We start from the raw sequence: 22821 nt of genomic DNA, 5'->3' as shown, positions 1-22821 counted from the left end.
CCCGGACTTACTTCTCATCATTCAGTATCTCAATGATTCGCTGCAAATCTTCCTGCGAATAAAAGTCAATTTCGATCTTGCCGCGTTTTGCGCCCTTTTTAATTTTGACGGCGGTTCCAAAGCGACTGCGCAACCGTTCTTCCATCTCTATCAAAATCGGCTCATTTTTTGCCGGCTTTTTTTTCTTTGTTTCACGTGAAACATTCAACTGCTTGACCAGTTCTTCCAATTGGCGGACGTTCAGACCTTTTTCCACGACATCCTTTGCCAACTGCATTTGCATGTTTTCATCCGATACACTCAACAGTGCACGGGCGTGCCCCATCGTCAGCTCTGTAGCTGCGACCAGCTTGCGAATGCTTTCGGGAAGCTGCAACAACCTCAGCATATTCGCTACGTGCGGTCTGCTTTTTCCGATCCGTTGTGCAAGCTGCTCCTGCGTGTACTCATGGTGTGCGATCAGCTTTTCGTACGCTTCGGCTTCTTCCAAAGGGTTCAGGTTTTCCCTTTGCAGGTTTTCAATCAGGGCGATTTCCATCAACTGCTGATCCGTATAAGCTTTGACCACTACAGGGACTTGTTTCAATCCCGCCAGCTTTGCGGCGCGCAAACGTCTTTCTCCCGCTACCAGCTCAAATCCCTTGATGCTCTTCCGAACAATCAATGGTTGGATAATGCCATGCTCCCGAATGGAGTGTGCCAATTCATCAATAGCCGATTGTTCAAATTCTTTACGGGGCTGATACGGGTTGGGACGAATCTCACTGACGGAGACTTCTTTCACTTGCTCCCCTTCTTCAATGAGATTGGAGGTAATAAGCGCATTCAGCCCTTTTCCCAAACCTCTACTCATACCCCAACCACTTCCTTCGCCAAGTCAGAATAAACTTCTGCACCACGCGAACGTGGATCGTACGTGATAATGGCTTGTCCATGTGATGGCGCTTCGCTCAAGCGAACATTGCGTGGAATAATCGTTTTGTATACTTTTTCCTGGAAATACTTTTTCACTTCTTCAATGACTTGCAGCCCCAAGTTGGTGCGTGCATCCAGCATCGTCAGCACGACCCCTTCGATCGACAACTGCGAATTGAGATGTTTTTGGACCAGTCGGATCGTATTCAACAACTGACTCAAACCTTCCAATGCATAGTATTCGCATTGAATCGGAATCAAAACGGAATCAGCAGCAGTCAACGAATTGACTGTCAAAATCCCCAAAGAAGGCGGGCAATCGATAATGACGAAATCGTATTTGTCCTTCACTACTTCCAGCGCTTTTTTTAAACGCACTTCTCTGGAAATGGTCGGAACCAATTCGATTTCCGCTCCCGCCAATTGAATCGTAGCCGGAATGATCATCAATCCTTCGATCTCGGTAGGCAAAGTCGCATCTACGGGGCTGATGTCATTAATGAGAACATCATAAATACAATAGCGCACATCGGCTTTGTTTACCCCGATACCACTGGTTGCGTTCCCTTGTGGATCAATATCCACCAGCAGCACCTTTTTCCCCAATGCGGCCAGACAAGCACTTAGATTGACGGACGTAGTCGTTTTTCCGACGCCGCCTTTCTGGTTCGCAACCGCAATGATTTTACCCAACTTCTCCACCTCATTCTCTTCGTGTAGGAATGCCGCTGATTATGCCATGAAACAATCGACAGCCTTCCGGAACGCCCATATCAATATCTATTTACGCTCATTGACTCATAAATGGATCATTTTCATTGCCTGGCCAGCTGCTTGTACAGCCTGAACGTTCAGTTCAGGGCGATGCTTGCCATTCGTGCAACAATCCCGCCGTCTGACACATAACGTACTCTGCAAACATCAGCCTGCTCCACCATGAAAAGTGATCCTCGTTACCTATAATTACGCACTCTTTCTGCCATCCGCTACATGGTGCCCAAAAACTCGTTCATCCTCTGGGCTATGGATACGAACAAACCGCAAGACGCCCTTCCATTTTACAGAAGTGAACAGCCATTAATCGCATGATCTGGCTCGGTAATACCCATGTTACCAGATTTAATGCTTGCCCGTACGCTGTTTTTTTGATATTGAGACAATTTGTCTTTAATTTTGCCCGAACAGTTCCAATTGACCCCTTTTTGCTGGAAAAGATGCGCCTGATTCTGACAAACGTTTACAGACAAATCGATTTTGAACAGAAAAAACTCCCTGCCCGCCTACCTGCTTTTCTCCTTTTGTCCTACCATCATGTTTTGCTACTTTCAACATTTGCCCAAAAAGAAAGGCGACCTTGTCGCCATCCCCTTGCTGCTTTTGCTATCTATGTTCTATAAAGACAGCGAAGACCCCCTCGCTGTCATCTGCTCCAATCTAAGCGGCATTCCTACTTGTTGTTTTTCGGAATCCGAATCGTAAATTGATAAAATTCATCATGGTCTTCTTCATTTGTCTCTACGGGCAGACCCGTCTGCATGACCATATCAATCGATTGCCGCACCGTATTGATGGCGATACGAGCGTCTCGGGAAAATGCCTTCCAACGCGGCTTCGACTCTTTTTCCGCTTTTGGATTTTCTGCTGCTTCCAGAAGCTGTTTGACTCGCACTTCTGTTTGCTTGACATTCCACTCTCGCTCGACGATCTCGGCCAGCACTTTATTTTGCAACTCCGCATCCTTCAACGGGATCAAGGCTCTCGCGTGTCTCTCGGTTACTTGTCGCATCAACAGCGCATCTTGAATCTCTTGCGGCAAATGCAGCAATCTCAGCTTGTTGGCAATGGTGGATTGTCCTTTTCCCAAGCGTTGAGCCAGGCTTTCCTGTGTCAGGTCGTGCAAATCAATCAGCTTTTGGTAGGCAACCGCCTCTTCAATTGCTGTTAATCCCTCTCGCTGCAGATTTTCAATCAAAGCAATGGAAGCTGTTTGCGCATCATTGAAATCTTTGATAATCGCAGGGATTCTTTCCATGCCCAGCTTTTTTGTTGCCCGTAAACGTCGTTCTCCGGCAATCAACTCATACTGACCATCTCTCAACCGTACAACAATCGGTTGAATAAGCCCGTGAGTGCGTATCGTTTGACACAGCTCATCGATTTTCTCGTCATCAAATACTGTTCGAGGCTGGTATGGATTCGGTACAATCTCCTCGACTGGTAATTGCCTGATCTCTTCATTCTCTGTCTTGTCCGTTAATCCAAAAATCCGAGAAAATGAATCCCTTACTGCCATAGAAAAATCCCCCACTTCTACCCGTTCCATCCGTACTATTGGTAATCCTTACGGTGCTGCTTGTGATTGCCTCTGGAAAAATCAACATCGCCAAGCTGTTCACAAAAAATCTTGCTGCTACAATGGCACGGGCTTCTTCATCAGTCATTCCAACCTCATTACCACGCATACTCGACCAGATGAGTCTTTTGAAACAATCGCCAGCAAAAAGCAACCTCCTGGCAGCGTTTGCTGACAACACCCCAATCGTTTCGCGACATCATCTTTTCCATTCCCTTTTGCTTGGCGAAGGCGCAGGCAATCCTCCACGTGAAAAAAAGGCCCTGTCTATGCATGATGCATACGACAGAATCTTTTCATGAAGCTATTTGTCTGTCTCTCTTATACATCGGCTGGAAGGGACTATTCACCGTATACCCAATTTCCTTGTGCCTACAGTTTGTCATCCCCGCTTCCATGACAAAATCCATCGGTGTGTGCGCTTTCAAGGTTTTGCCAGAAGAGTACATGCTTGCTGTGAATGACAACCATTCAGTCATGCACGGACCTGATCGAGTCTTTTCGAAAATGTTTGTGGAGATAGATGTTCTGTTCACACTGTGAAAGGAGGCTAGTTCTTCAGAGCTAGTTTCCGTCCTCCTCGCATTTCAGACCGTCAGCCACTTTCCCTCAGAAATGTCTCTTTCCCTCATTTCCTCCGTTTCCTTTAGAGGATAGCGCATAAATCTCGCTTACAAGGTTCTCAGGCCCTACAGACTGTCCTTCCTAAAAGACGCTTCTTGCCTATCCGATCGTTTTGAAAAATCCCCTTTGACCTATCGTCATTTTCTAGGCAAATGACTTCGGTTTTCTTTTATATAAGTAATTCTGCAAGCTTTGCCCAATTCCTGCTTGGGAAAAACGTTTCACGTGAAACATCAATCGTGATCATGGTCATAGAAATTGGCTCTGCCGCTGTGTTTGCCCCGCTCCTCTCCTCCTATGCTCTCATCTGTAGGATGTGAAATCTTGGTGACAGCAAAAAGCTTCGGAAACAGTCGATGAAAGTCCAAAGTCAGGTAGGCAAAGAAGGCAGCGACAATCGCCGTAATATACATTCCGGCACTAAACATCAATCCGATGGCAGACGCAACCCACATCCCTGCTGCCGTAGTCAAGCCTTTAACGGAACCGTTAAATTTGAGGATGGCTCCCGCTCCCAAAAAGCCCATGCCAGTCACCACCTGAGCAGCTACCCTGCCCGGGTCGTTGTTTACCCCGCTGGACTGAAAGCCGTAAATCGAAGCTAGTCCAAACAGACATGATCCGAAGCAAACCAGGCTGTACGTGCGAAAACCCGCTCCTCGTTGTCTGCTCACATCCTTGATAAAACGCTCGCGTTCCCACCCCATGATGGCTCCAGCCAAAAAAGCGAGAAACAGCCTCAGCAATATGGTCGGAAGCTCTGATGGAAAAAGAGACATCCACACTTCTTCCATGTCTATCATCCTCTCAGAACGGTTGTCGTTCCCTGCAACGTTACTGGTATGTATATGCCCTCTGAAAGAGTTCCATGCTTGAAAAAGTAGATTCGTTTAGTCGGCCCGCTCCCCAATCGGTCAGTGGCCGATACACACACAGAGACACCTTTCCTCTGCTCCTATCAATAGATTGCCAAAAGATATCCGCTACTTTTGCCACGAGAAAACCCCCGTTCGAGAAAAAGGTGGAAATACACGTCACGTCATTAGCCCCCAAAACCTCCCTCTCCTTGGCACAAGCTTTTTCCACGAAACGAAACCACACCACCCATGACTGTTTTAGGCGGCAATCGACACTCAATCGCATTTCCCTTTTTACAGCAACACACCAAGGCTTTTGCCCCCAAAACGGTCATGACCGTTTTGTTGATCGCGAGCGGTCCCATCCCATTTCATGAAAAACATCGAGATTTTTTTCACAGAAAAAAAGACCGCAGCGTCCAACTGCGATCTTTCCATCGTTCCTTGAGCCTATACAGTCACTATACCAGCGGTTTTTTCGCAGGAACGCCCGCTTTGCGCGGATAGCTCTTGGGTGTAGCTTCAACCTTTTCGATAATCACGATGTTGCGCTCTCCTGCTTCCTCCAGCAGTTGGAACGTCTCGACCTTTCGTGTTTTGCCGCCCAGCGTCTTGATTGCCTTTTTCGCTTCGTTCAGCTCCGGCGTAATATCTGCCCCTTTGAGAGCGATAAAATGACCTTTTGGCTGAGCAAATGGCAAACAAAATTCAGAAAGCAAATTCAGGCGGGCTACAGCCCGTGCTACGACCAGATCAAACTTTTCCCGATAGTTGGCTTCCTGCCCGCGATCCTCTGCCCGTCCATGCACCGGATGAACATCTTCCAGCCCCAGTTCACTCGCTACATGCTGCAAGAAGCCCATGCGCTTGTTCAACGAATCAATAATCGTCATTTTCACATGCGGGAAGCAAATTTTCAGCGGGATGCTGGGGAACCCGGCTCCTCCTCCGATATCCACTACCGATTTTACCTGGTCAAAAGGAAAGTAGAAGGCAGGGGTGATCGAGTCGTAAAAATGTTTGACGTACACTTGTCCTTCTTCCGTAATGCCTGTCAAATTCATTTTTTCGTTCCATTCCACGAGCAAACGGAAAAAGTGGTCGAATTGCTCCTTTTGACGCTCTGTTAAGGAAATGCCTTGTGCGGCAAGCGCCTCGGCAAACTGTTCTTTAGTCATTTTGGCTAATCTCCTTACTCCGCTGCCCCTACGCGTTTATACTCCAGATACACCATCAATACCGAGATGTCCGCAGGAGTAACCCCGGCGATACGCGCTGCTTGCCCGATGTTCAGCGGGCGGATATTGGACATGTTCTCGCGGGACTCTTTGGACAAGCCGGAAATTTGATGATAGTCGATGTCGGCTGGTATGCGGCGTTCCTCCATTTTCTTCATCCGCTCTACTTGCTGCAAAGACTTTTTGATGTAGCCATCGTATTTAATCTGGATTTCTACCTGCTCTGTCACATCGTCCGGCAAAACTTCCGGGGCTGGCACCATCGCCACAATATGGCTGTAGTTGATCTCTGGACGACGCAACAACTGAGCCAGCTCGATCACTTCTGTCAATTCCGGCGAACCGGCAGCGCGCAATACTTCCTGCACATGTTGCATATCAGGGCGTACACGCGTATTTTCCACACGTTCCTTTTCCTGCTCGATCAATCGGCGTTTTTCGTTGTAGCGTCTGTAGCGATCTTCGCTGATCAAGCCGATTTCATAGCCGATATCAGTCAGGCGCAAGTCGGCATTGTCGTGGCGCAAAAGCAAACGGTACTCGGCCCGGGAAGTGAGCAGCCGATACGGCTCATGCGTTCCTTTTGTCACGAGGTCGTCGATCAGCACGCCGATATACGCCTCTTCCCTGCCCAAAATGACAGGCGGTTTCCCTTGAACGCGGCGTGCAGCATTGATCCCGGCCATCAAACCTTGGCCCGCTGCTTCTTCATAGCCAGATGTTCCATTAATTTGCCCGGCAGTAAACAATCCCGGCAATTTCTTCGTTTCCAGCGACGGCCAAAGCTGTGTCGGCACAATCGAATCGTACTCGATCGCATAGCCAGGGCGCATCATTTTGACTTCTTCCATTCCGGCCATCGAGCGCAACATGGACAGCTGCACGTCTTCCGGCAAGCTCGTGGACAAGCCTTGTACGTACATCTCTTCTGTATTTCGCCCTTCCGGCTCCAGGAAGATTTGATGGCGTGGCTTATCGTTGAAACGCACCACTTTATCCTCAATAGACGGACAGTAACGCGGCCCGGTTCCCTCAATCATGCCGGAGTACATCGGAGCACGGTGCAAATTGCTATTGATCAAGCCATGCGTGTCTTCATTGGTATACGTCAGCCAGCAAGGCAGCTGGTCCATAATAAATTCTGTCGTTTCATAAGAAAATGCCCGTGGAACAGGGTCGCCAGGCTGAATCTCCATTTTGGAAAAATCAACGCTGTTTTTATGAACGCGAGGCGGCGTTCCCGTCTTGAAGCGAGTCATTTCAAAACCAAGCTCTTTCAAATGCAGCGCCAGGCGAATCGACGGGCGCATGTTGTTCGGCCCGCTCTCATACTGCAAGTCGCCAAGGATGATTTTTCCGCGCAAGTACGTTCCGGTAGTCAACACGACGGATTTAGCCTTGTAGCGAGCGCCTGTCTGGGTGATGACCCCTACGCATACTCCATCTTCGACGAGCAGCTCCTCGACCATGGCTTGGCGGAGGATCAAATTTGGCGTATTTTCAATCGTTTTCTTCATTTCGTGCTGGTAGGCAAACTTGTCTGCCTGTGCACGCAAAGCATGTACAGCAGGACCCTTTCCCGTATTCAGCATCCGCATTTGAATATGCGTTTTATCCGTATTTCGTCCCATTTCGCCGCCGAGTGCATCCAGCTCCCGTACAACGTGGCCTTTTGCCGGACCACCTACCGACGGATTGCAGGGCATATAAGCGACCGCATCCAGATTGATCGTCAAAAGCAGCGTGTTGCAGCCCATGCGTGCCGCAGCCAAAGCTGACTCACACCCCGCATGACCTGCCCCGATTACGATGACGTCAAACGAGCCTGCTTCATACGCAGGTACAGCGTTCATTTTGTTTTCCCCCTTGCTCATAAGTGCTATCTCGCATCTAACTTTCTTTTCATAAAAACGATTGCGTCCTGCCAATACAGTACGACTTCTTTCTTGCCTATGCCGCGAGCTTTCCTCGCTCTAACCGACTACGCACCATCGCCATGCCTGCATCCCCTGCTTGCGGCGAATGACGAACTGTTTCTTTTCTATTACCAGCCTACTTGCCCAGACAAAATTGCGAGAAAATCTGATCGATCAAATCCTCACCGACACTCTCGCCGATGACTTCTCCCAACAGCTCCCACGACTTCTTGATGTCAATTTGAATCATATCGACTGGCATCAGATCGTCAATGCCGCCGAGCGCCTCGTCAATCGCTCTTTCCGCCTGGCGCAGCAATTGAATATGCCGGGCATTGCTGACATACGTCAAATCATCCTGCTGTACACGGCCGCTGAAGAAAATTTCTCCGATCGCCTGCTCCAGCAAATCGATGCCTTTTTCTTCGCGCGCCGACGTCATGATGAGCGGCTGCTGTGGAAAATGGCGTTTGATCTCTTCCAGGTCCACTTTTTGCGGCAAGTCGAACTTGTTCACAATCACGATGACCTGAAACCCTTTTGCCGCTTCAAAAATCGCATAATCATCAGCAGTGAGCGGTTCGTTGTAGTTGATCACGAGCAAGACGAGATCCGCCTTTTGCAAAAGCTGCCGCGATTTCTCTACCCCGATTTTTTCCACGATATCGTCCGTATCGCGAATGCCTGCCGTATCAATCAGACGCAACGGCACCCCGCGCACATTGACGTACTCTTCGATAACGTCGCGAGTCGTCCCGGCTACATCCGTGACAATCGCCTTTTCCTCTTGAACAAGGCTGTTCAAAAGAGAGGATTTCCCCACGTTTGGCCGCCCGATAATCGCTGTCGACAAGCCTTCACGCAAGATTTTTCCTTGCTTTGCGGTCTGCAAAAGACGTTGAATCTCGCTTTTTACCTCCAGGCATTTTCCGCGCAGGAAGTTTTGCGTAAACTCCTCCACGTCATGCTCGGGATAATCTAACGTTACTTCTATATGGGCCATGGCTTCAATCAAATTTTGGCGCAGCTGGCGGATCAAACGCGACAGCTTCCCCTCTACCTGATTCAGTGCCACCTTCATCGCTCTGTCCGTTTTCGCCCGAATCAGATCGATGACAGCTTCCGCCTGGGACAAATCAACGCGTCCGTTTAAAAACGCACGCTTCGTAAACTCGCCCGGCTCCGCCAGTCTGGCTCCGTTATCGAGAATCAGTTCCAGCACCTTTTCAACGGACACGATTCCTCCGTGACAGTTTACTTCCACTACATCCTCCCGCGTAAAAGTTCGCGGAGCCCTCATAACAGACACCAGTACCTCTTCCACCCGATCTCCTGTATGCGGGTCGTACAAGTGCCCGTAATGAATCGTATGGCTGTCCACAGTGGACAACCGCTGTTTTCCTTTATATATCTTATCCACAACTTCGAGCGCTTCCGCACCGCTTACCCGAATGACGGCAATGCCACCTTCCCCCATCGGCGTCGCAACCGCTGCAATTGTATCGAATTTCATGACCTTCACCTCAAGCTTTCCAATCAGACAAGTCAGCCACTAACTTATTAGCTTAACAGATCGCCTTGAAAAATTCCAAATGAAAGTGTAAATTTTACACCCTCTCTTCATCAACAGGAAAAAGCAACCCTGCCGTCCAAGGTTGCTGTCCGCTCTCGTTATCCACAGTATGATCTTTTTTCGAAAAGCTCAACCCTCGCTTTGATTTATCCACAGTGGACAACCGTTTGCTTCGACATAAGCTGCGCCTGCATGCGCAAACGTCGACTTTTGTCGATAACCCGTTCCTTTTGACACAAAAAAAAGAAGCCTAACGCGAGGCTTCTTTCGGTGCAATGACGATGTATCGGTTTGGCTCGTCTCCTTCGCTGAAGGTAACGACGTCCGCTCTTTTTTGCAAGAAGGCGTGAATTACTTTGCGCTCGGCAGCCGACATTGGCTCCAGCCGCACATCCCGTCTGGTCGACAAAGCTTTTTTCGCCACCCGGTCAGCCAGCTGCTCCAGCGTTTCCTTGCGGCGCATCCGGTAATTCTCGGCATCCAATGTGATGCGTACGTGTTTGTCCGCATGACGGTTCGCTACGACGTTTACGAGATACTGTAAGGAATCCAGAGTCTGCCCTCTGCGGCCAATGATGATTCCAAGGTTGCTGCCCTGGATATCAAACAGGATGCCCTCTTCATTAGTACGAGTCTCCACTTTGGCGTTCACCTTCATGTTAGACAAAACATCTTGAAGAAAGTCACGTCCCTGTGCAACCGGGTCGTAGTGGTATTCCACTTCCACTTTGGCGTCCTTCGCCCCAATCAGGCCAAACAACCCTCTGCTAGGTTCCTCCAGGACGCGGATACTCGCCTTTTCACGCGGTACACCCAATTCCAGCAAAGCTTTTTGCACAGCATCGTCTATCGTTTTTGCCGTAGCTACCACCTTTTTCACTTGGAGGTTCCCTCCTTGGGAGTAAGCTTATTGCCTTTATCACGATACAGGAAATACGTTTGTACGATAGTGAACAGGTTACCGTATACCCAGTACAGGGAGAGCGCAGATGGCAAGGTTACTGCGATAGCCAAAATCATCAGCGGCATCATGATCAGCATCATTTGCATTTGCGGGTTGCCCTGTGTAGCCTGTCCCATCATTTTCGACTGCAAGTAAGTCGTAACTGCGGCGATGATCGGCAAAATGTAGAACGGGTCTTTTTCGCCCAACGTCAGCCACAGGAAGGTTTGAGTCTTGATTTCTTCTGTTCGGATGATCGCGTGGTAAAAGGCGATCAGGATTGGCATTTGCACCAGCATCGGCAAGCAACCCGCGAGTGGATTGACGCCGTTTTTCTGGAACAGAGCCATTGTTTCTTGCTGAGCCTTTTGCGGATCGTTTTTGTGCTTCTCGCGGATTTTTTGCATTTCCGGCTGAAGCTCTTGCATTCTCTTGGAACTCTTGATTTGCTTGACCATCAATGGCAGTACGATCAAACGGATGATGACCGTCGCTACCAGGATACCAAAGCCGTAGTTGTTGCCAAGGATCAAAGCGCTTTCTTTAATCAACCAGGACAAGGGATATACGAGATATTTGTCCCAGAAGCCGGTTGCGTCAGGCCCGATTGGTGCAGCAGTCGTCGGGTTACAGCCTGACAGAACAAGAACCAGCATAGTCAGCATAATTATGCTGAGGGTACGTCTACTCAAGGGTGGTCCTCCTTTTCCCCGCTTCAGTGAGGTATGCTATTTGCGTTGATCCGGAACTGGATCAAACCCGCCCGGGTGGAACGGATGACATTTCAGGATGCGACGAAGAGCCAGCCAGCCTCCACGCCACGCGCCAAATCGGCGAACCGACTCGATCGCATAGTGTGAGCAGGTGGGCGCGAATCTACATGAAGGAGGCTTTAACGGAGATATGAACAGCTGGTATCCCCGAATCAACCAAACCATGATTTTCGCAACCATCGTTTCACCCTCTTTTTCCATTATGTACGGGTGCCCGTTTGATCACTTTGGCCCGCTTCATCACATGCAACAAAGATTGCTCAATGGCTTCAAGCGACATGTTTTCCACTCCCGGACGGGCGATGATGACTAGATCGAGGCCGAGTGGAATGACTGACTCCAACCGCGCTACCGCTTCTCGGATCAGCCGCTTGACTTTGTTGCGGATAACAGCGTTACCAATTTTTTTGCTGACGGAAATTCCAGCGCGAAAAGCAGCTTGTCCCTCCTGCTTGGCTGAATACAGGACAAATTGCTTGTTGGCAGCAGAAGTTCCTCGTTGAAAAACCGCTTGAAAGTGCTCATTTTTTTTGAGCCGGTGTGAACGATGCAAGGTAAACAACCCCTAACATCACAATTATAGTAGAAAACGCAAACAGCATCTACCAGTATATCCTTGTTTCGTCCACTTTTTTCCCAAAGTACACATACTTTGCAAGAAATTTAGCCGATTTTCGCGATCAGCTCGGCTCTTGCGCTTCGCAGTTCTGCCGCCTTCGCCTGATCCATCTGGAAAAAGCCCAGCTCCAGCAGCGACTCCCCAAGCCCTGGCGGAAGCTCTTGTCGATGCTCCTCCCACCAGTTGTCGGCGTCTGTGCTCGAATACAGCCAAACCGCTTCGGAAAACAGCAGGAACCCCGCTTCGACATACTGCTCCTTCTGCAAAAGTCTTCCCATCTTCTGCTGCAAAAGAACATCGTTTTCCGCTCCGAGTGCGAACGCCTCTGGACCAGCCTTCGTTTGCAAGTGGGCACGATAATCGGAAAGCACCGCCAGCCCTTCCATAAGCGCTTCTCTTGCAGCGTATCTCACGGAAAAGTGCCGCTCAAGCTCCGACCAGCCGTCCAACTCACTCACGAGCTGGAAAAGCGCACGATCGCTGAGCTGTCCTTGCGGGACGAAAGCAATCAGCTGCATGGCCTCCAGCCACCCTGCCCATTCGAGCAAAGCAGCGGAGTACAAGCGCCCTTCTGCCAAAGCCTCATCTGCGATGCGCTCGTACTCCTCGACCGCCGCCCTCGCCTGTGCAATCATCTTCGCTTTTGCCTCTTCTGATTCGAGATAAGCACGCATCTGTGGAAACCAGTCTGCAAAGCGGCCAGTTGGATCTGCCACCAGCCGTGCTTCCTGCAAATAGCGCCAACGCCAAGGATTGTCGCGTACATCATCCGCAGTCGGCACAGGATGGACGTGCAGCTGAATCAGTTGACCGCGAAACGAATGATTTTCGCTGCGGTGTTCCCTCGTTCCCTCCACAAAAAGGTTCAAGTCGAGATCGCTGAAGGCGTCTGCCTCCCCTCTCCCAACCGAACCTCCTGCATAGGCGCAAACTAAGTCAGGCAAAGCCAGCTCATGGACAAAATCACGGCCTACCCCAATAAAAAAGTCGGTGAAATTCTCTTCATTAGGCTTCATCGTCCCTCCCGCTCTTTTCAAACAGCATGAATCAAGAACTTTTTTGGTAGCTAGGTAATGATTCTCCACCAAAAGGTTCCACGCCGCGGCGAGACTTCCTCTTTCCACCTAAAAAAAGAATTTTCCGACATCATCTGGCAAACAAAAAGGCCACTGGAAATGTGGCCTACGCGGAAAGAACTTTTCTACCTCTTTGACGACGAGCAGCCAAAATTTTACGGCCGTTTTTTGTGCTCATGCGCTTACGGAATCCATGATCCTTTTTGCGCTTGCGATTGTTAGGGTTGAATGATGGTTTCATTATCGTATACACCTCCGTCTAGCACAGACATTCTTTTGCATTATAAGGACATATATAAAAAAAGTCAAGCAGCGATGGAATTTCCTTTCCAAGGCAAATATCCCCACAAAACTATTTCCCGGGTCTGTGGATATCGTTTTATCCACAAAAACAGGTTTCGACAACTTTATCTACAGCTTGTACACAAAATATAGATATGTGAATATGTGGCTAGTACCAGTGGTTGTGTTTGTGGATAAGTATGAAAAAACCATTGATGCCATGCCTTATATCTGTTATTATGTTTTTGTTTTGAAGCGTGAATAACTCCGATAGGCTAATCGGTTTTTCCACAGGGTGTGGATAAGTTTGTGGACAGATTCCTTCCTATGTGTATGTCGTTACACACAGGGATGAGGATAACCGTCTGCTTTTTTTCTCTTCTGCGAGCAGAATCCCTATTTTTCGACTTTTTTTATCCACAGTCGTCAAATACGACCGTGTTGACAATCGGGTCACACATATGCGGTTTTTGCAATTGTTATCGTTTATTTTTTATCGGTGATTTTTATTTTTCGGATGGCCCAAAAGGAGGGATTCTGGTTGGATGCAGCGATTAGCGAACTATGGCGCAAAGTTCTCGCCAAGATAGAAAAATCGCTAAGCAAACCAAGTTTCGATACCTGGCTCAAAGCAACCAGGGCAACCACCCTGGAAGAGGATGCACTGATCGTCGTGGCGCCCAATGACTTTGCGAGAGATTGGCTCGAAACCCGGTACGCTCAACTGATTACCGATACACTATATGAAGTGACAGGTATCAATATGAAGGTAAAATTCGTCGCCCTGCAAAATCAGGATGCCGCATTTGCCGAGGAACAACCTACCCCACGGGTGAAAATGAGCGCTCCGCCCACAGCAGCGGATGACCAGCCACCCAGCATTTTGAATCCCAAGTACACCTTTGACACTTTCGTTATCGGTGCGGGAAATCGTTTCGCTCATGCCGCTTCGCTTGCAGTCGCAGAAGCTCCTGCCAAAGCTTACAATCCCCTCTTCATTTACGGAGGAGTCGGACTTGGCAAAACCCACTTGATGCACGCAATTGGCCATTATGTTATCCAACACAATCCATCGGCAAAAGTGGTCTATTTGTCGTCCGAGAAGTTTACCAATGAGTTCATCAACTCCATTCGGGACAACAAGGCCGTCGAATTTCGCAACAAGTACCGGAGTGTAGACGTTCTTTTGATTGATGACATTCAGTTTTTGGCTGGCAAGGAGTCGACGCAAGAGGAGTTTTTTCATACGTTCAACGCTCTGCACGAAGAGAGCAAACAGATCATCATTTCCTCCGACCGGCCTCCAAAAGAGATCCCGACGCTGGAAGACCGGCTTCGCTCCCGCTTCGAATGGGGACTGATTACCGACATCCAGCCGCCTGATCTGGAGACGCGGATTGCCATTTTGCGCAAAAAAGCGAAGGCAGAAAACCTCGACATTCCGAACGAAGTAATGGCTTACATCGCGAATCAAATCGACAGCAACATCCGCGAGCTGGAAGGTGCGCTGATCCGTGTCGTTGCTTACTCTTCCTTGATCAATCGCGACATTGATACGCAGCTTGCTGCCGAAGCTTTGAAAGACATCATTCCGTCTTCTCGCCCGCGCGTGATTACCATTATGGACATTCAGCGTGCTGTCGGAGAAGCTTTCAGTCTGAAGCTGGAAGACTTCAAAGCGAAAAAGCGGACCAAAACCGTCGCTTTTCCTCGCCAAATCGCCATGTATTTGTCTCGGGAGCTGACAGACGCCTCCTTGCCAAAAATCGGCGACGAATTTGGCGGACGCGACCATACAACTGTCATCCATGCGCATGAAAAAATCTCGCGGGCACTGGCAAGTGATCCGCAGATGCAAACTACGATTCAGTCGCTCATTGAAAAGTTAAAAGCAAACCACTAAACCTGTGCATAACGCAAAAAGCCTATACACAACTTACCCACATGTGTATAGGCTATCTTTTACGTTATCAGTCCACATATCCACAAATCCACAGGTCCTATTACTACTTCTGTTAAAAAGATATATCCTAATAAGTTATGATAAAGACGCAGCCATTATGCATAGTCCATTAAAAAAATGGCGCAGATAGAGGGAGGATCACGTTGATGCATATTACCGTTCAGCGAGACAAGCTGTCTAACGCCGTGTCACATGTCAGTAAAGCCGTTTCCAGCCGAACAACCATTCCGATTTTGACCGGGATTAAGATAAAAACAGATGACGAGGGGCTTACTCTGACTGCAAGCGACTCGGACGTATCCATCGAAGTACAGATTCCTTTGGAAGAAGCGGGAGAATGGGGAGTAACGATCCATCAGCCTGGAAGCATCGTTTTGACAGCTCGCATTTTCAGCGAAATCGTCCGCAAGCTGCCAAGCAACGAAATCCATATCCAGGTAGACGATCGCCTTGTTACCCAAATCCGTTCCGGACAAGCTGAGTTCACCATCAACGGAATGGATGCCAGCGAGTATCCGCAATTGCCGCATCTCGAAGAGGATAAAGTATTCAGCGTTCCCTGTGACTTGCTAAAAGCAATGATCCGTCAGACTGTTTTTGGCGTATCCACTTCTGAAATGCGCCCGATTCTTACTGGATTGATGTGGTCCCTGGAACAAGGCAAGCTTCGTTTTGTTGCGACTGACAGTCACCGTTTGGCCAGCCGTACTGCCATGGTAGAATGCCCGGATGACCTTTCCTTCCACAACGTAGTCGTACCAGGAAAAAGCTGCAACGAATTGGTAAAAATCTTGGATGATGACCAAAATCCTGCTGATATCGTCGTAGCCGACAATCAAATTTTGGTGAAGTCCAAGCACATTTTGTTCTATTCGCGTTTGCTGGAGGGAACTTATCCAGACACGACCAGAATCATCCCGCAAGGAAGCAAAACAGAGATCACTGTCAGCACCAAAGAATTTTTGCAGTCGATCGAGCGCGCTTCCTTGCTCAGCCGCGAAGGCAAATCCAATGTAGTCAAGCTCGTTACGCTGCCGGATGGCACTGTGGAGATCACCTCCAACGCCCCTGAAATCGGGAAAGTAACGGATATTTTGAGCCCGAAAGCGATGGAAGGCGAAGAGCTGAAGATTTCCTTCAACGCCAAATACATGATTGACGCTTTGCGTGCGATTGACAGCTCCGAAATCAGAGCCAGCTTTACTGGCCCGATGAGTCCGTTTGTCATTCGTCCGACGGACCACGATTGGATGCTGCATTTGATCTTGCCAGTCCGTACTTACTAGGGTTTTTTCGTAAAAAAGTTCTTTTTCGTAAAAGAAAGGAGCCAAGCCATGCGTGAGGTTTCCATCAACACCGAATACATTGCTCTCGGCCAATTTTTAAAGCTGGCTGACGTCATCGATACCGGAGGCATGGCCAAAGCTTTTTTGGCAGAGGTGCCGATTCAAATCAATGGCGAGCTGGACAACAGACGAGGCCGCAAGCTATATCCTGGCGATGAAGTGGCGATTGAAGGCCATGGCCGCTTTCAAGTGGTACGCCGCTGAGAGGAGAGCGTGATTCTTGTTTCTCAAGAACCTGTCGCTTACCAACTATCGCAACTATTCATCCCTGTCCTTGGATTTTGATGGCCCCATCCAGTTGTTTATTGGCAACAACGCCCAGGGGAAAACAAATGCACTCGAATCGATATACGTTCTGGCTCTGGCCAAATCCCACCGTACGCCCCGAGACAAGGAGCTGATTACGTGGGATGCCGATTTCGCCACGATCCGTAGCGATGTTCTTCGTCGCTACGGTTCTGTTCGTTTGGAGCTACAGTTGACAAGCAAAGGAAAGCGGGCCAAAATCAACGGGATGGAGCAGCAAAAGCTGAGCGCCTATGTGGGAGCCTTGAACGTAGTCATGTTTGCGCCGGAGGATTTGTCCATTGTAAAAGGGGCACCCGCTCAGCGCAGACGTTTTATTGACATGGAAATCGGCCAGGTATCGCCCACTTATCTGTATTATTTAAGCAATTACAACAAAGTGCTGGCGCAGCGGAATCAACTGCTGAAGGACTTGGCGATGAAAAAAATCCATTCGCTGGAAATGTTGGCAATTTGGAATACCCAACTAGCCGATTTAGCGGTAAAATTGTTGAGGAAGCGGTTTGAGTTTCTGCGCAAGCTCCAAGTATGGGCGCAGGAGATCCATACGGGCATTACCAATGGCCGGGAGAAGCTTTCCTTGCACTATGTAAACTCATCGCCAGTTACGGAAGAAATGTCGGTCGAGCAGGCTGTTGATACAATGCTGGCTGCCTATGAAGAGGTTCGCGACCGGGAAATCATGCGCGGAAGCACCTTGATCGGACCGCATCGCGATGATTTTTCGCTCAAAGTGAACAACATGGATGTCCAAACGTACGGTTCACAAGGGCAGCAGCGCACGAGCGCACTGTCCATCAAACTGGCCGAAATCGAACTGATTAAAGAAGAAGTGGGGGAATACCCCGTTCTTTTGTTGGATGATGTCTTGTCAGAGTTGGATGAACATCGGCAAACCCTGTTACTCGAAACCATTCAGGATCGGGTTCAGACGTTTGTGAGCACGACAGGTGTGGAAGGCTTAAAGCATCAGGTTCTCCAGCAAGCCTCTCGTTTTTACGTGAAGGAAGGGACAATCTCGGGAGAAAGGTAGGGATCAGGGATGTTTATTCACATTGGTGGAGATACTGTGGTGAGCACAAAGGAAGTCATTTCCATCCTCGATCATCAAACCGTGAAATCCTCGAAGGTCAACAAGGCTTTCTTGCAGGAAAAGCGGAAGACGATCGTCGACCACAGCGTAGAAGAAACAAAATCGTATGTAATCACCAAGGATGCCATTTACTGTTCACCTATTTCTTCTCTGACGCTAAAGCGACGCGCTCAGTTCGTGGACAGCTTGGATCAGTTTCCCTTTGTACAAGCTGAAGTGGAGGAGTTGACAGAGTAGTGGATCAAGTGACGACGAACGATACAAACTATGATGCGAGTCAGATTCAGGTTCTGGAAGGGCTGGAAGCGGTTCGGAAACGCCCCGGCATGTATATCGGCTCAACCAGCAGCCGCGGTTTGCATCACCTGGTATGGGAGATTGTCGACAATGCCATCGATGAGGCGCTTGCCGGTTATTGCGACAACATCTTGGTGGTCATTCATCCGGACAACTCCGTATCTGTAACTGATAATGGCCGGGGAATCCCAACCGGCATCCACGAGAAAACCGGGAAGTCGACAGTAGAAACGGTTTTAACTGTCCTGCACGCCGGCGGAAAATTTGGCGGCGGCGGATATAAAGTTTCCGGCGGTCTTCACGGGGTAGGTAGCTCGGTTGTAAACGCGCTATCCGAGTGGATGGAAGTAGAAGTAAAGCAGAACAATCAAATTCACTATATGCGTTTTACGGTCGGCGCACCTGTTGCTGATCTTGCTGTTATTGGCGAGACAGAAGAGACGGGAACAAAAGTCACGTTCAAGCCAGACCCGACCATCTTTACAGAAACAACCGTTTTCGAATACGACATTTTGCAAAAACGTATTCGCGAGCTTGCTTTCCTCAACAAAGGACTGCGGATTACGCTGAAAGATACCCGTCCCGAACAAGAAAAGGAAGAATCGTTCCACTATGAGGGCGGTATTGTTCAGTTTGTGGAATATTTGAATAAAAACCGCGAAGCGCTGCACGAAGAAGTCATTTATTGCGAAGGGGAGAAAGACGGCCTGCTTGTTGAGGTTGCCCTGCAATACAACGACAGCTACGTGAGCAATATTTATTCCTTTGCCAACAACATCAACACGCATGAAGGCGGTACGCACGAAACCGGGTTTAAGACAGCTCTTACCCGCGTGATCAACGACTACAGCCGCAAATTCAATCTCCTCAAGGAAAAGGATGCGAACCTGTCCGGGGATGATGTGCGTGAAGGGATCACGGCGATTATTTCGGTGAAGATCCAGGAGCCTCAGTTCGAAGGGCAAACGAAAACAAAGCTCGGCAACTCGGAAGCGCGCAGCATTACCGAGTCCGTGTTTGGCGATCGTTTCAGCACCTTTATGGAGGAAAACCCTGGCGTAGCGAAAAAAGTGGTCGAGAAGGCTCTGATGGCTTCGCGTGCCCGTGAGGCTGCCCGTAAAGCCCGGGAAATGACTCGCCGCAAGAGCGCGCTCGAAGTCAGTGCGCTGCCGGGTAAATTGGCCGACTGCTCTTCCAAGGACGCTTCCGAATCCGAACTGTTCATCGTTGAGGGAGACTCTGCGGGCGGTTCTGCGAAGTCTGGCCGCGATCGTCACTTCCAGGCGATTCTTCCTTTGCGTGGAAAAGTGTTGAACGTAGAAAAGGCGCGCTTGGACAAAATTCTCGGCAACAACGAAATTCGCATGATCATTACGGCGCTCGGCACAGGGGTGGGCGAAGACTTCGACATCACCAAAGCGCGCTACCATAAAGTCGTAATCATGACGGACGCCGACGTGGATGGCTCACATATCCGTACGTTGCTGTTGACGTTCTTCTATCGCTACATGCGTCAGCTCATCGAAGCGGGGTATATTTATATTGCGCAGCCGCCGTTGTACAGCATCAAGCAGGGCAAAACGCTGCATTATGCTTACAACGACAGGCAGCGGGATGAAATACTCGCTACCCTGAAGACTACACCAAAGCCAAATGTGCAGCGTTACAAAGGGTTGGGTGAGATGAACGCGGACCAATTGTGGGAAACTACAATGGACCCAGAGATGCGTACACTCTTGCAAGTTGACCTGGAAGACGCCATGGATGCCGATATGGTGTTTGAGACGCTCATGGGCGATGAAGTTGAGCCGCGCAGAGAGTTTATTGAGCAATACGCAGCGACTGTCAGAGATTTGGATATTTAAGACCTTGATGGCTCCATATAGACATTGATTGCAGGAAGGCTCAGCTATGAAACAGGTGTGGAAAAGGCTTCTACCACGCTGTTTTGCGGATCGAAGCGGGTTTTTCGCTGGCTTTTTCGTAGTTGGGCCAGCCTTCTTGCAAAAAATTCACTTTTACCCGATAAAAAAATCAAAAATTCTATTGCAATGAATAAAAATCTATGCTAGATTAAAGATCCAGGAAGCGATACGGGCCTATAGCTCAGTTGGTTAGAGCGCACGCCTGATAAGCGTGAGGTCGGCTGTTCGAGTCAGCCTAGGCCCACCACTTACATAAGGCGATAGCAGCAAAATCAAGATCGCTTACCCATTTGAAAATGGGGCTGTAGCTCAGTTGGGAGAGCGCCTGCCTTGCAAGCAGGAGGTCATCGGTTCGATCCCGTTCAGCTCCACCATAGACTCCTAAAGGCAATTGGCCTGGATATTGTATTGTTCCTCGGTAGCTCAGTTGGTAGAGCAATCGGCTGTTAACCGATCGGTCGGCGGTTCGAGTCCGTCCCGAGGAGCCATATGATGCTCCTGTAGCTCAGTCGGTAGAGCGTTTCCATGGTAAGGAAGAGGTCGCAGGTTCGATTCCTGTCGGGAGCACCAGAAGTCATCCTAACAAGCATGGCCCGTTGGTGAAGCGGTTTAACACAGCAGCCTTTCACGCTGTCATACAGGGGTTCGAATCCCCTACGGGTCACCTATGAATCCCAACTACTTTGTTGGGTCCCTGACAAAAGTCGGGGAGTACGGAGGCTTAGCTCAGCTGGGAGAGCATCTGCCTTACAAGCAGAGGGTCGGCGGTTCGATCCCGTCAGCCTCCACCATTTTTACAAAATGATAATATGGAGCTGTGGTGAAGTTGGAGTTCACGCCGGTCTGTCACACCGGAGGTCGCGGGTTCGAGTCCCGTCAGCTCCGCCATTATTCAAACTAATGGTGGCATCTCATATGCACGAGGCTCGGTAGCTCAGTCGGTAGAGCAGAGGACTGAAAATCCTCGTGTCGGCGGTTCGATTCCGTCCCGAGCCACCATGAAATAATCAAATATGCCGGTATAGCTCAATTGGTAGAGCACCTGACTTGTAATCAGGGGGTTGTGGGTTCAAGTCCTATTGCCGGCACCACCTTTAATTTTCAGCTGATAATACTGATGCTGAAAAAGGACAAGATGGGGAGATAGTGAAGTGGCTAAACACGGCAGACTGTAAATCTGCTCCCTCCGGGTTCGGCGGTTCGAATCCGTCTCTCCCCACCATCTTTACTTCATGGCTATTGGGGTATAGCCAAGCGGTAAGGCAACGGACTTTGACTCCGTCATTCCTAGGTTCAAATCCTAGTACCCCAGCCATAATGAGAGCCATTAGCTCAGTTGGTAGAGCATCTGACTTTTAATCAGAGGGTCGAAGGTTCGAGTCCTTCATGGCTCACCAGTTTTTACAAAGTGAATATGCGGTCGTGGCGGAATTGGCAGACGCGCTAGATTCAGGTTCTAGTGGTGGCAACACCGTGGAGGTTCAAGTCCTCTCGACCGCACCATATTTTCTTAAACAAATATGCGGACGTAGCTCAATTGGTAGAGCGTCGCCTTGCCAAGGCGAAGGTCGCGGGTTCGAGACCCGTCGTCCGCTCCATAACATGTGCCCTTAGCTCAGCTGGATAGAGCGTTTGACTACGAATCAAAAGGTCGGGAGTTCGAATCTCTCAGGGCACGCCATTTTTACCTTATAGTCGGGAAGTAGCTCAGCTTGGTAGAGTACTTGGCTTGGGACCAAGGGGTCGCAGGTTCGAATCCTGTCTTCCCGACCAGTTTTATTAACTTGATATGCCGGTGTGGCGGAATGGCAGACGCGCGCGACTCAAAATCGTGAGGGAAACCGTGGGGGTTCAAGTCCCTTCACCGGCACCATATTTTTGCGGGTGTAGTTCAATGGTAGAACTCCAGCCTTCCAAGCTGGTCGCGTGGGTTCGATTCCCATCACCCGCTCCATTTTTTGCGGAGGGATACCGAAGTGGTCATAACGGGGCGGTCTTGAAAACCGTTAGAGTGCAAGCTCACGGGGGTTCGAATCCCTCTCCCTCCGCCATTTCAATTACTACCTGATGTTCGTGGCGGCGTAGCTCAGATGGCTAGAGCGTTCGGTTCATACCCGAAAGGTCGGGGGTTCGATCCCCTCCACCGCTACCATAGGGGCATAGTTTAACGGTAGAACGAAGGTCTCCAAAACCTTTGGTGTGGGTTCGATTCCTACTGCCCCTGCCAAAAGAACATATTGAATCAATTATGGCGGTCGTGGCGAAGGGGTTAACGCACCGGATTGTGGCTCCGGCACTCGTGGGTTCAAGTCCCATCGATCGCCCCATTTTTATTTCAAATAACGATATATGTCTCAGTAGCTCAGCTGGATAGAGCATCCGCCTTCTAAGCGGACGGTCGGGAGTTCGAACCTCTCCTGAGACGTTTTTACATGCGGTCGTGGTGGAATTGGCAGACACACCATCTTGAGGGGGTGGCGGGGCGACCCGTGCGAGTTCGAGTCTCGCCGACCGCACCACTAACAAATTTCAATGAGTTTTAAAAAACCTCTTGAAATTACATTTGAAAGATGTTATATTAAAAATCCGCTCGCAAATGAGTAGTTTAAAGCGAGTGAACAAATATCAAATCGTCTTCAAAAAAGTCATTGACTCACTTGAAGAGATATGATAGAATGAAATTCCGCGCTAGTAAAAAGCGCAAAATGCTCTTTGAAAACTG

Annotated in this window: 20 protein-coding genes and 24 tRNA genes; 31 read left to right on the top strand and 13 right to left on the bottom strand. The window is 49.3% G+C overall.

Annotation, left to right across the window (positions count from 1 at the left end):
• Nucleotides 1-7: 7 nt before the first annotated feature.
• From EDM60_RS00715 to noc, 3 genes are all read right to left on the bottom strand, one after another.
• On the bottom strand, nt 8-853 hold the full coding sequence (locus tag EDM60_RS00715) for a ParB/RepB/Spo0J family partition protein (RefSeq protein ID WP_122962236.1): 846 nt from the start codon (nt 851-853) through the stop codon (nt 8-10).
• Nucleotides 850-1608, bottom strand: coding sequence for a ParA family protein (locus tag EDM60_RS00710; RefSeq protein WP_063231686.1), 759 nt, complete (start codon nt 1606-1608; stop codon nt 850-852). Before EDM60_RS00710 ends, EDM60_RS00715 begins: the two co-directional genes overlap by 4 nt.
• Before the next feature lie 754 nt (nt 1609-2362).
• On the bottom strand, nt 2363-3208 hold the full coding sequence (gene noc, locus EDM60_RS00705; RefSeq protein WP_122962235.1) for a nucleoid occlusion protein: 846 nt from the start codon (nt 3206-3208) through the stop codon (nt 2363-2365).
• A gap of 53 nt (nt 3209-3261) precedes the next feature.
• Between noc and EDM60_RS28340 the strand changes: the two genes are divergently transcribed.
• Nucleotides 3262-3570 (top strand): hypothetical protein, encoded by a 309-nt coding sequence (locus EDM60_RS28340; RefSeq protein WP_141254205.1) that lies wholly within the window; start codon nt 3262-3264, stop codon nt 3568-3570.
• Between the two features lie 555 nt (nt 3571-4125).
• Here the strand turns inward: EDM60_RS28340 and EDM60_RS00700 are convergent.
• The 10 genes from EDM60_RS00700 to rpmH form a co-directional block, all read right to left on the bottom strand.
• A complete protein-coding gene (locus EDM60_RS00700) occupies nt 4126-4686 on the bottom strand; it encodes an MgtC/SapB family protein (RefSeq protein WP_063231689.1) in 561 nt (186 codons plus the stop codon).
• Nucleotides 4687-5210: 524 nt separating this feature from the next.
• Complete coding sequence (gene rsmG, locus EDM60_RS00690; protein WP_122962233.1) at nt 5211-5927, bottom strand: 16S rRNA (guanine(527)-N(7))-methyltransferase RsmG; 717 nt, start codon at nt 5925-5927, stop codon at nt 5211-5213.
• A gap of 14 nt (nt 5928-5941) precedes the next feature.
• Nucleotides 5942-7840 (bottom strand): tRNA uridine-5-carboxymethylaminomethyl(34) synthesis enzyme MnmG, encoded by a 1899-nt coding sequence (gene mnmG, locus EDM60_RS00685; RefSeq protein WP_122962232.1) that lies wholly within the window; start codon nt 7838-7840, stop codon nt 5942-5944.
• Nucleotides 7841-8039: 199 nt separating this feature from the next.
• Entirely contained in the window at nt 8040-9416 is a 1377-nt protein-coding gene (gene mnmE / locus EDM60_RS00680; RefSeq protein WP_122962231.1) for a tRNA uridine-5-carboxymethylaminomethyl(34) synthesis GTPase MnmE, read from the bottom strand.
• A gap of 310 nt (nt 9417-9726) precedes the next feature.
• Nucleotides 9727-10356: an RNA-binding cell elongation regulator Jag/EloR gene (jag, locus tag EDM60_RS00675; protein ID WP_122962230.1), complete on the bottom strand. Its 630-nt coding sequence runs from the start codon at nt 10354-10356 to the stop codon at nt 9727-9729.
• Nucleotides 10353-11111 carry a membrane protein insertase YidC gene (yidC, locus tag EDM60_RS00670; protein ID WP_122962229.1) on the bottom strand — a complete coding sequence of 253 codons (759 nt, stop codon included), beginning with the start codon at nt 11109-11111 and terminating at the stop codon, nt 10353-10355. The genes jag and yidC overlap by 4 nt, the downstream gene beginning before the upstream one ends.
• A 36-nt stretch (nt 11112-11147) precedes the next feature.
• Nucleotides 11148-11372, bottom strand: coding sequence for a membrane protein insertion efficiency factor YidD (gene yidD / locus EDM60_RS00665; protein WP_122962228.1), 225 nt, complete (start codon nt 11370-11372; stop codon nt 11148-11150).
• Nucleotides 11373-11376: 4 nt separating this feature from the next.
• Nucleotides 11377-11745: a ribonuclease P protein component gene (gene rnpA / locus EDM60_RS00660; RefSeq protein ID WP_063231695.1), complete on the bottom strand. Its 369-nt coding sequence runs from the start codon at nt 11743-11745 to the stop codon at nt 11377-11379.
• Between the two features lie 110 nt (nt 11746-11855).
• Nucleotides 11856-12827, bottom strand: coding sequence for a nucleotidyltransferase (locus tag EDM60_RS00655; protein WP_122962227.1), 972 nt, complete (start codon nt 12825-12827; stop codon nt 11856-11858).
• 166 nt (nt 12828-12993) lie between these two features.
• Nucleotides 12994-13131 carry a 50S ribosomal protein L34 gene (gene rpmH / locus EDM60_RS00650; protein ID WP_217022156.1) on the bottom strand — a complete coding sequence of 46 codons (138 nt, stop codon included), beginning with the start codon at nt 13129-13131 and terminating at the stop codon, nt 12994-12996.
• 579 nt (nt 13132-13710) lie between these two features.
• Here rpmH and dnaA point away from each other — a divergent pair.
• The 30 genes from dnaA (at nt 13711) to EDM60_RS00500 (ending at nt 22618) form a co-directional block, all read left to right on the top strand.
• Nucleotides 13711-15072 (top strand): chromosomal replication initiator protein DnaA, encoded by a 1362-nt coding sequence (dnaA, locus tag EDM60_RS00645; protein ID WP_063231697.1) that lies wholly within the window; start codon nt 13711-13713, stop codon nt 15070-15072.
• Nucleotides 15073-15278: 206 nt separating this feature from the next.
• Nucleotides 15279-16418 carry a DNA polymerase III subunit beta gene (gene dnaN, locus EDM60_RS00640; RefSeq protein ID WP_122962225.1) on the top strand — a complete coding sequence of 380 codons (1140 nt, stop codon included), beginning with the start codon at nt 15279-15281 and terminating at the stop codon, nt 16416-16418.
• 48 nt (nt 16419-16466) lie between these two features.
• On the top strand, nt 16467-16682 hold the full coding sequence (yaaA, locus tag EDM60_RS00635) for a S4 domain-containing protein YaaA (protein WP_063231699.1): 216 nt from the start codon (nt 16467-16469) through the stop codon (nt 16680-16682).
• A 16-nt stretch (nt 16683-16698) separates the two neighbouring features.
• On the top strand, nt 16699-17817 hold the full coding sequence (gene recF, locus EDM60_RS00630; RefSeq protein ID WP_122962224.1) for a DNA replication/repair protein RecF: 1119 nt from the start codon (nt 16699-16701) through the stop codon (nt 17815-17817).
• Nucleotides 17818-17826: 9 nt separating this feature from the next.
• On the top strand, nt 17827-18114 hold the full coding sequence (remB, locus tag EDM60_RS00625) for an extracellular matrix regulator RemB (protein WP_122962223.1): 288 nt from the start codon (nt 17827-17829) through the stop codon (nt 18112-18114).
• 8 nt (nt 18115-18122) lie between these two features.
• The gene (gene gyrB / locus EDM60_RS00620) at nt 18123-20039 is read left to right on the top strand and encodes a DNA topoisomerase (ATP-hydrolyzing) subunit B (protein ID WP_370641116.1); all 1917 of its coding nucleotides are present in this window, start codon (nt 18123-18125) and stop codon (nt 20037-20039) included.
• Nucleotides 20040-20269: 230 nt separating this feature from the next.
• A tRNA-Ile gene (locus EDM60_RS00615) sits at nt 20270-20346 on the top strand.
• A 51-nt stretch (nt 20347-20397) separates the two neighbouring features.
• Nucleotides 20398-20473: transfer RNA gene (locus tag EDM60_RS00610), tRNA-Ala, on the top strand.
• Between the two features lie 38 nt (nt 20474-20511).
• Nucleotides 20512-20587 (top strand) — tRNA-Asn (locus tag EDM60_RS00605).
• 6 nt (nt 20588-20593) lie between these two features.
• Nucleotides 20594-20669, top strand: a tRNA-Thr gene (locus EDM60_RS00600).
• A gap of 20 nt (nt 20670-20689) precedes the next feature.
• A tRNA-Glu gene (locus EDM60_RS00595) sits at nt 20690-20763 on the top strand.
• A 51-nt stretch (nt 20764-20814) separates the two neighbouring features.
• Nucleotides 20815-20890 (top strand) — tRNA-Val (locus EDM60_RS00590).
• Between the two features lie 20 nt (nt 20891-20910).
• Nucleotides 20911-20987, top strand: a tRNA-Asp gene (locus EDM60_RS00585).
• Between the two features lie 35 nt (nt 20988-21022).
• Nucleotides 21023-21098: transfer RNA gene (locus EDM60_RS00580), tRNA-Phe, on the top strand.
• 16 nt (nt 21099-21114) lie between these two features.
• Nucleotides 21115-21190, top strand: a tRNA-Thr gene (locus EDM60_RS00575).
• Between the two features lie 46 nt (nt 21191-21236).
• A tRNA-Tyr gene (locus EDM60_RS00570) sits at nt 21237-21321 on the top strand.
• An 18-nt stretch (nt 21322-21339) separates the two neighbouring features.
• A tRNA-Gln gene (locus EDM60_RS00565) sits at nt 21340-21414 on the top strand.
• A gap of 6 nt (nt 21415-21420) precedes the next feature.
• Nucleotides 21421-21496, top strand: a tRNA-Lys gene (locus EDM60_RS00560).
• A gap of 19 nt (nt 21497-21515) precedes the next feature.
• Nucleotides 21516-21602 (top strand) — tRNA-Leu (locus tag EDM60_RS00555).
• A gap of 19 nt (nt 21603-21621) precedes the next feature.
• Nucleotides 21622-21697, top strand: a tRNA-Gly gene (locus EDM60_RS00550).
• A 6-nt stretch (nt 21698-21703) separates the two neighbouring features.
• A tRNA-Arg gene (locus EDM60_RS00545) sits at nt 21704-21780 on the top strand.
• Between the two features lie 15 nt (nt 21781-21795).
• Nucleotides 21796-21872 (top strand) — tRNA-Pro (locus EDM60_RS00540).
• An 18-nt stretch (nt 21873-21890) separates the two neighbouring features.
• Nucleotides 21891-21972 (top strand) — tRNA-Leu (locus EDM60_RS00535).
• Between the two features lie 7 nt (nt 21973-21979).
• A tRNA-Gly gene (locus EDM60_RS00530) sits at nt 21980-22053 on the top strand.
• Between the two features lie 8 nt (nt 22054-22061).
• Nucleotides 22062-22150 (top strand) — tRNA-Ser (locus tag EDM60_RS00525).
• Nucleotides 22151-22174: 24 nt separating this feature from the next.
• Nucleotides 22175-22251: transfer RNA gene (locus tag EDM60_RS00520), tRNA-Met, on the top strand.
• Between the two features lies 1 nt (nt 22252).
• Nucleotides 22253-22326, top strand: a tRNA-Trp gene (locus EDM60_RS00515).
• A 24-nt stretch (nt 22327-22350) separates the two neighbouring features.
• Nucleotides 22351-22426: transfer RNA gene (locus tag EDM60_RS00510), tRNA-His, on the top strand.
• Nucleotides 22427-22450: 24 nt separating this feature from the next.
• A tRNA-Arg gene (locus EDM60_RS00505) sits at nt 22451-22524 on the top strand.
• Between the two features lie 9 nt (nt 22525-22533).
• Nucleotides 22534-22618: transfer RNA gene (locus EDM60_RS00500), tRNA-Leu, on the top strand.
• The last annotated feature ends 203 nt before the right edge of the window (nt 22619-22821 follow it).

It is taken from the genome of Brevibacillus parabrevis (genome assembly GCF_003710905.1).
Classification (GTDB): Bacteria; Bacillota; Bacilli; order Brevibacillales; family Brevibacillaceae; genus Brevibacillus; species Brevibacillus parabrevis.
This window is presented reverse-complemented; position numbering and strand designations above follow the sequence as displayed.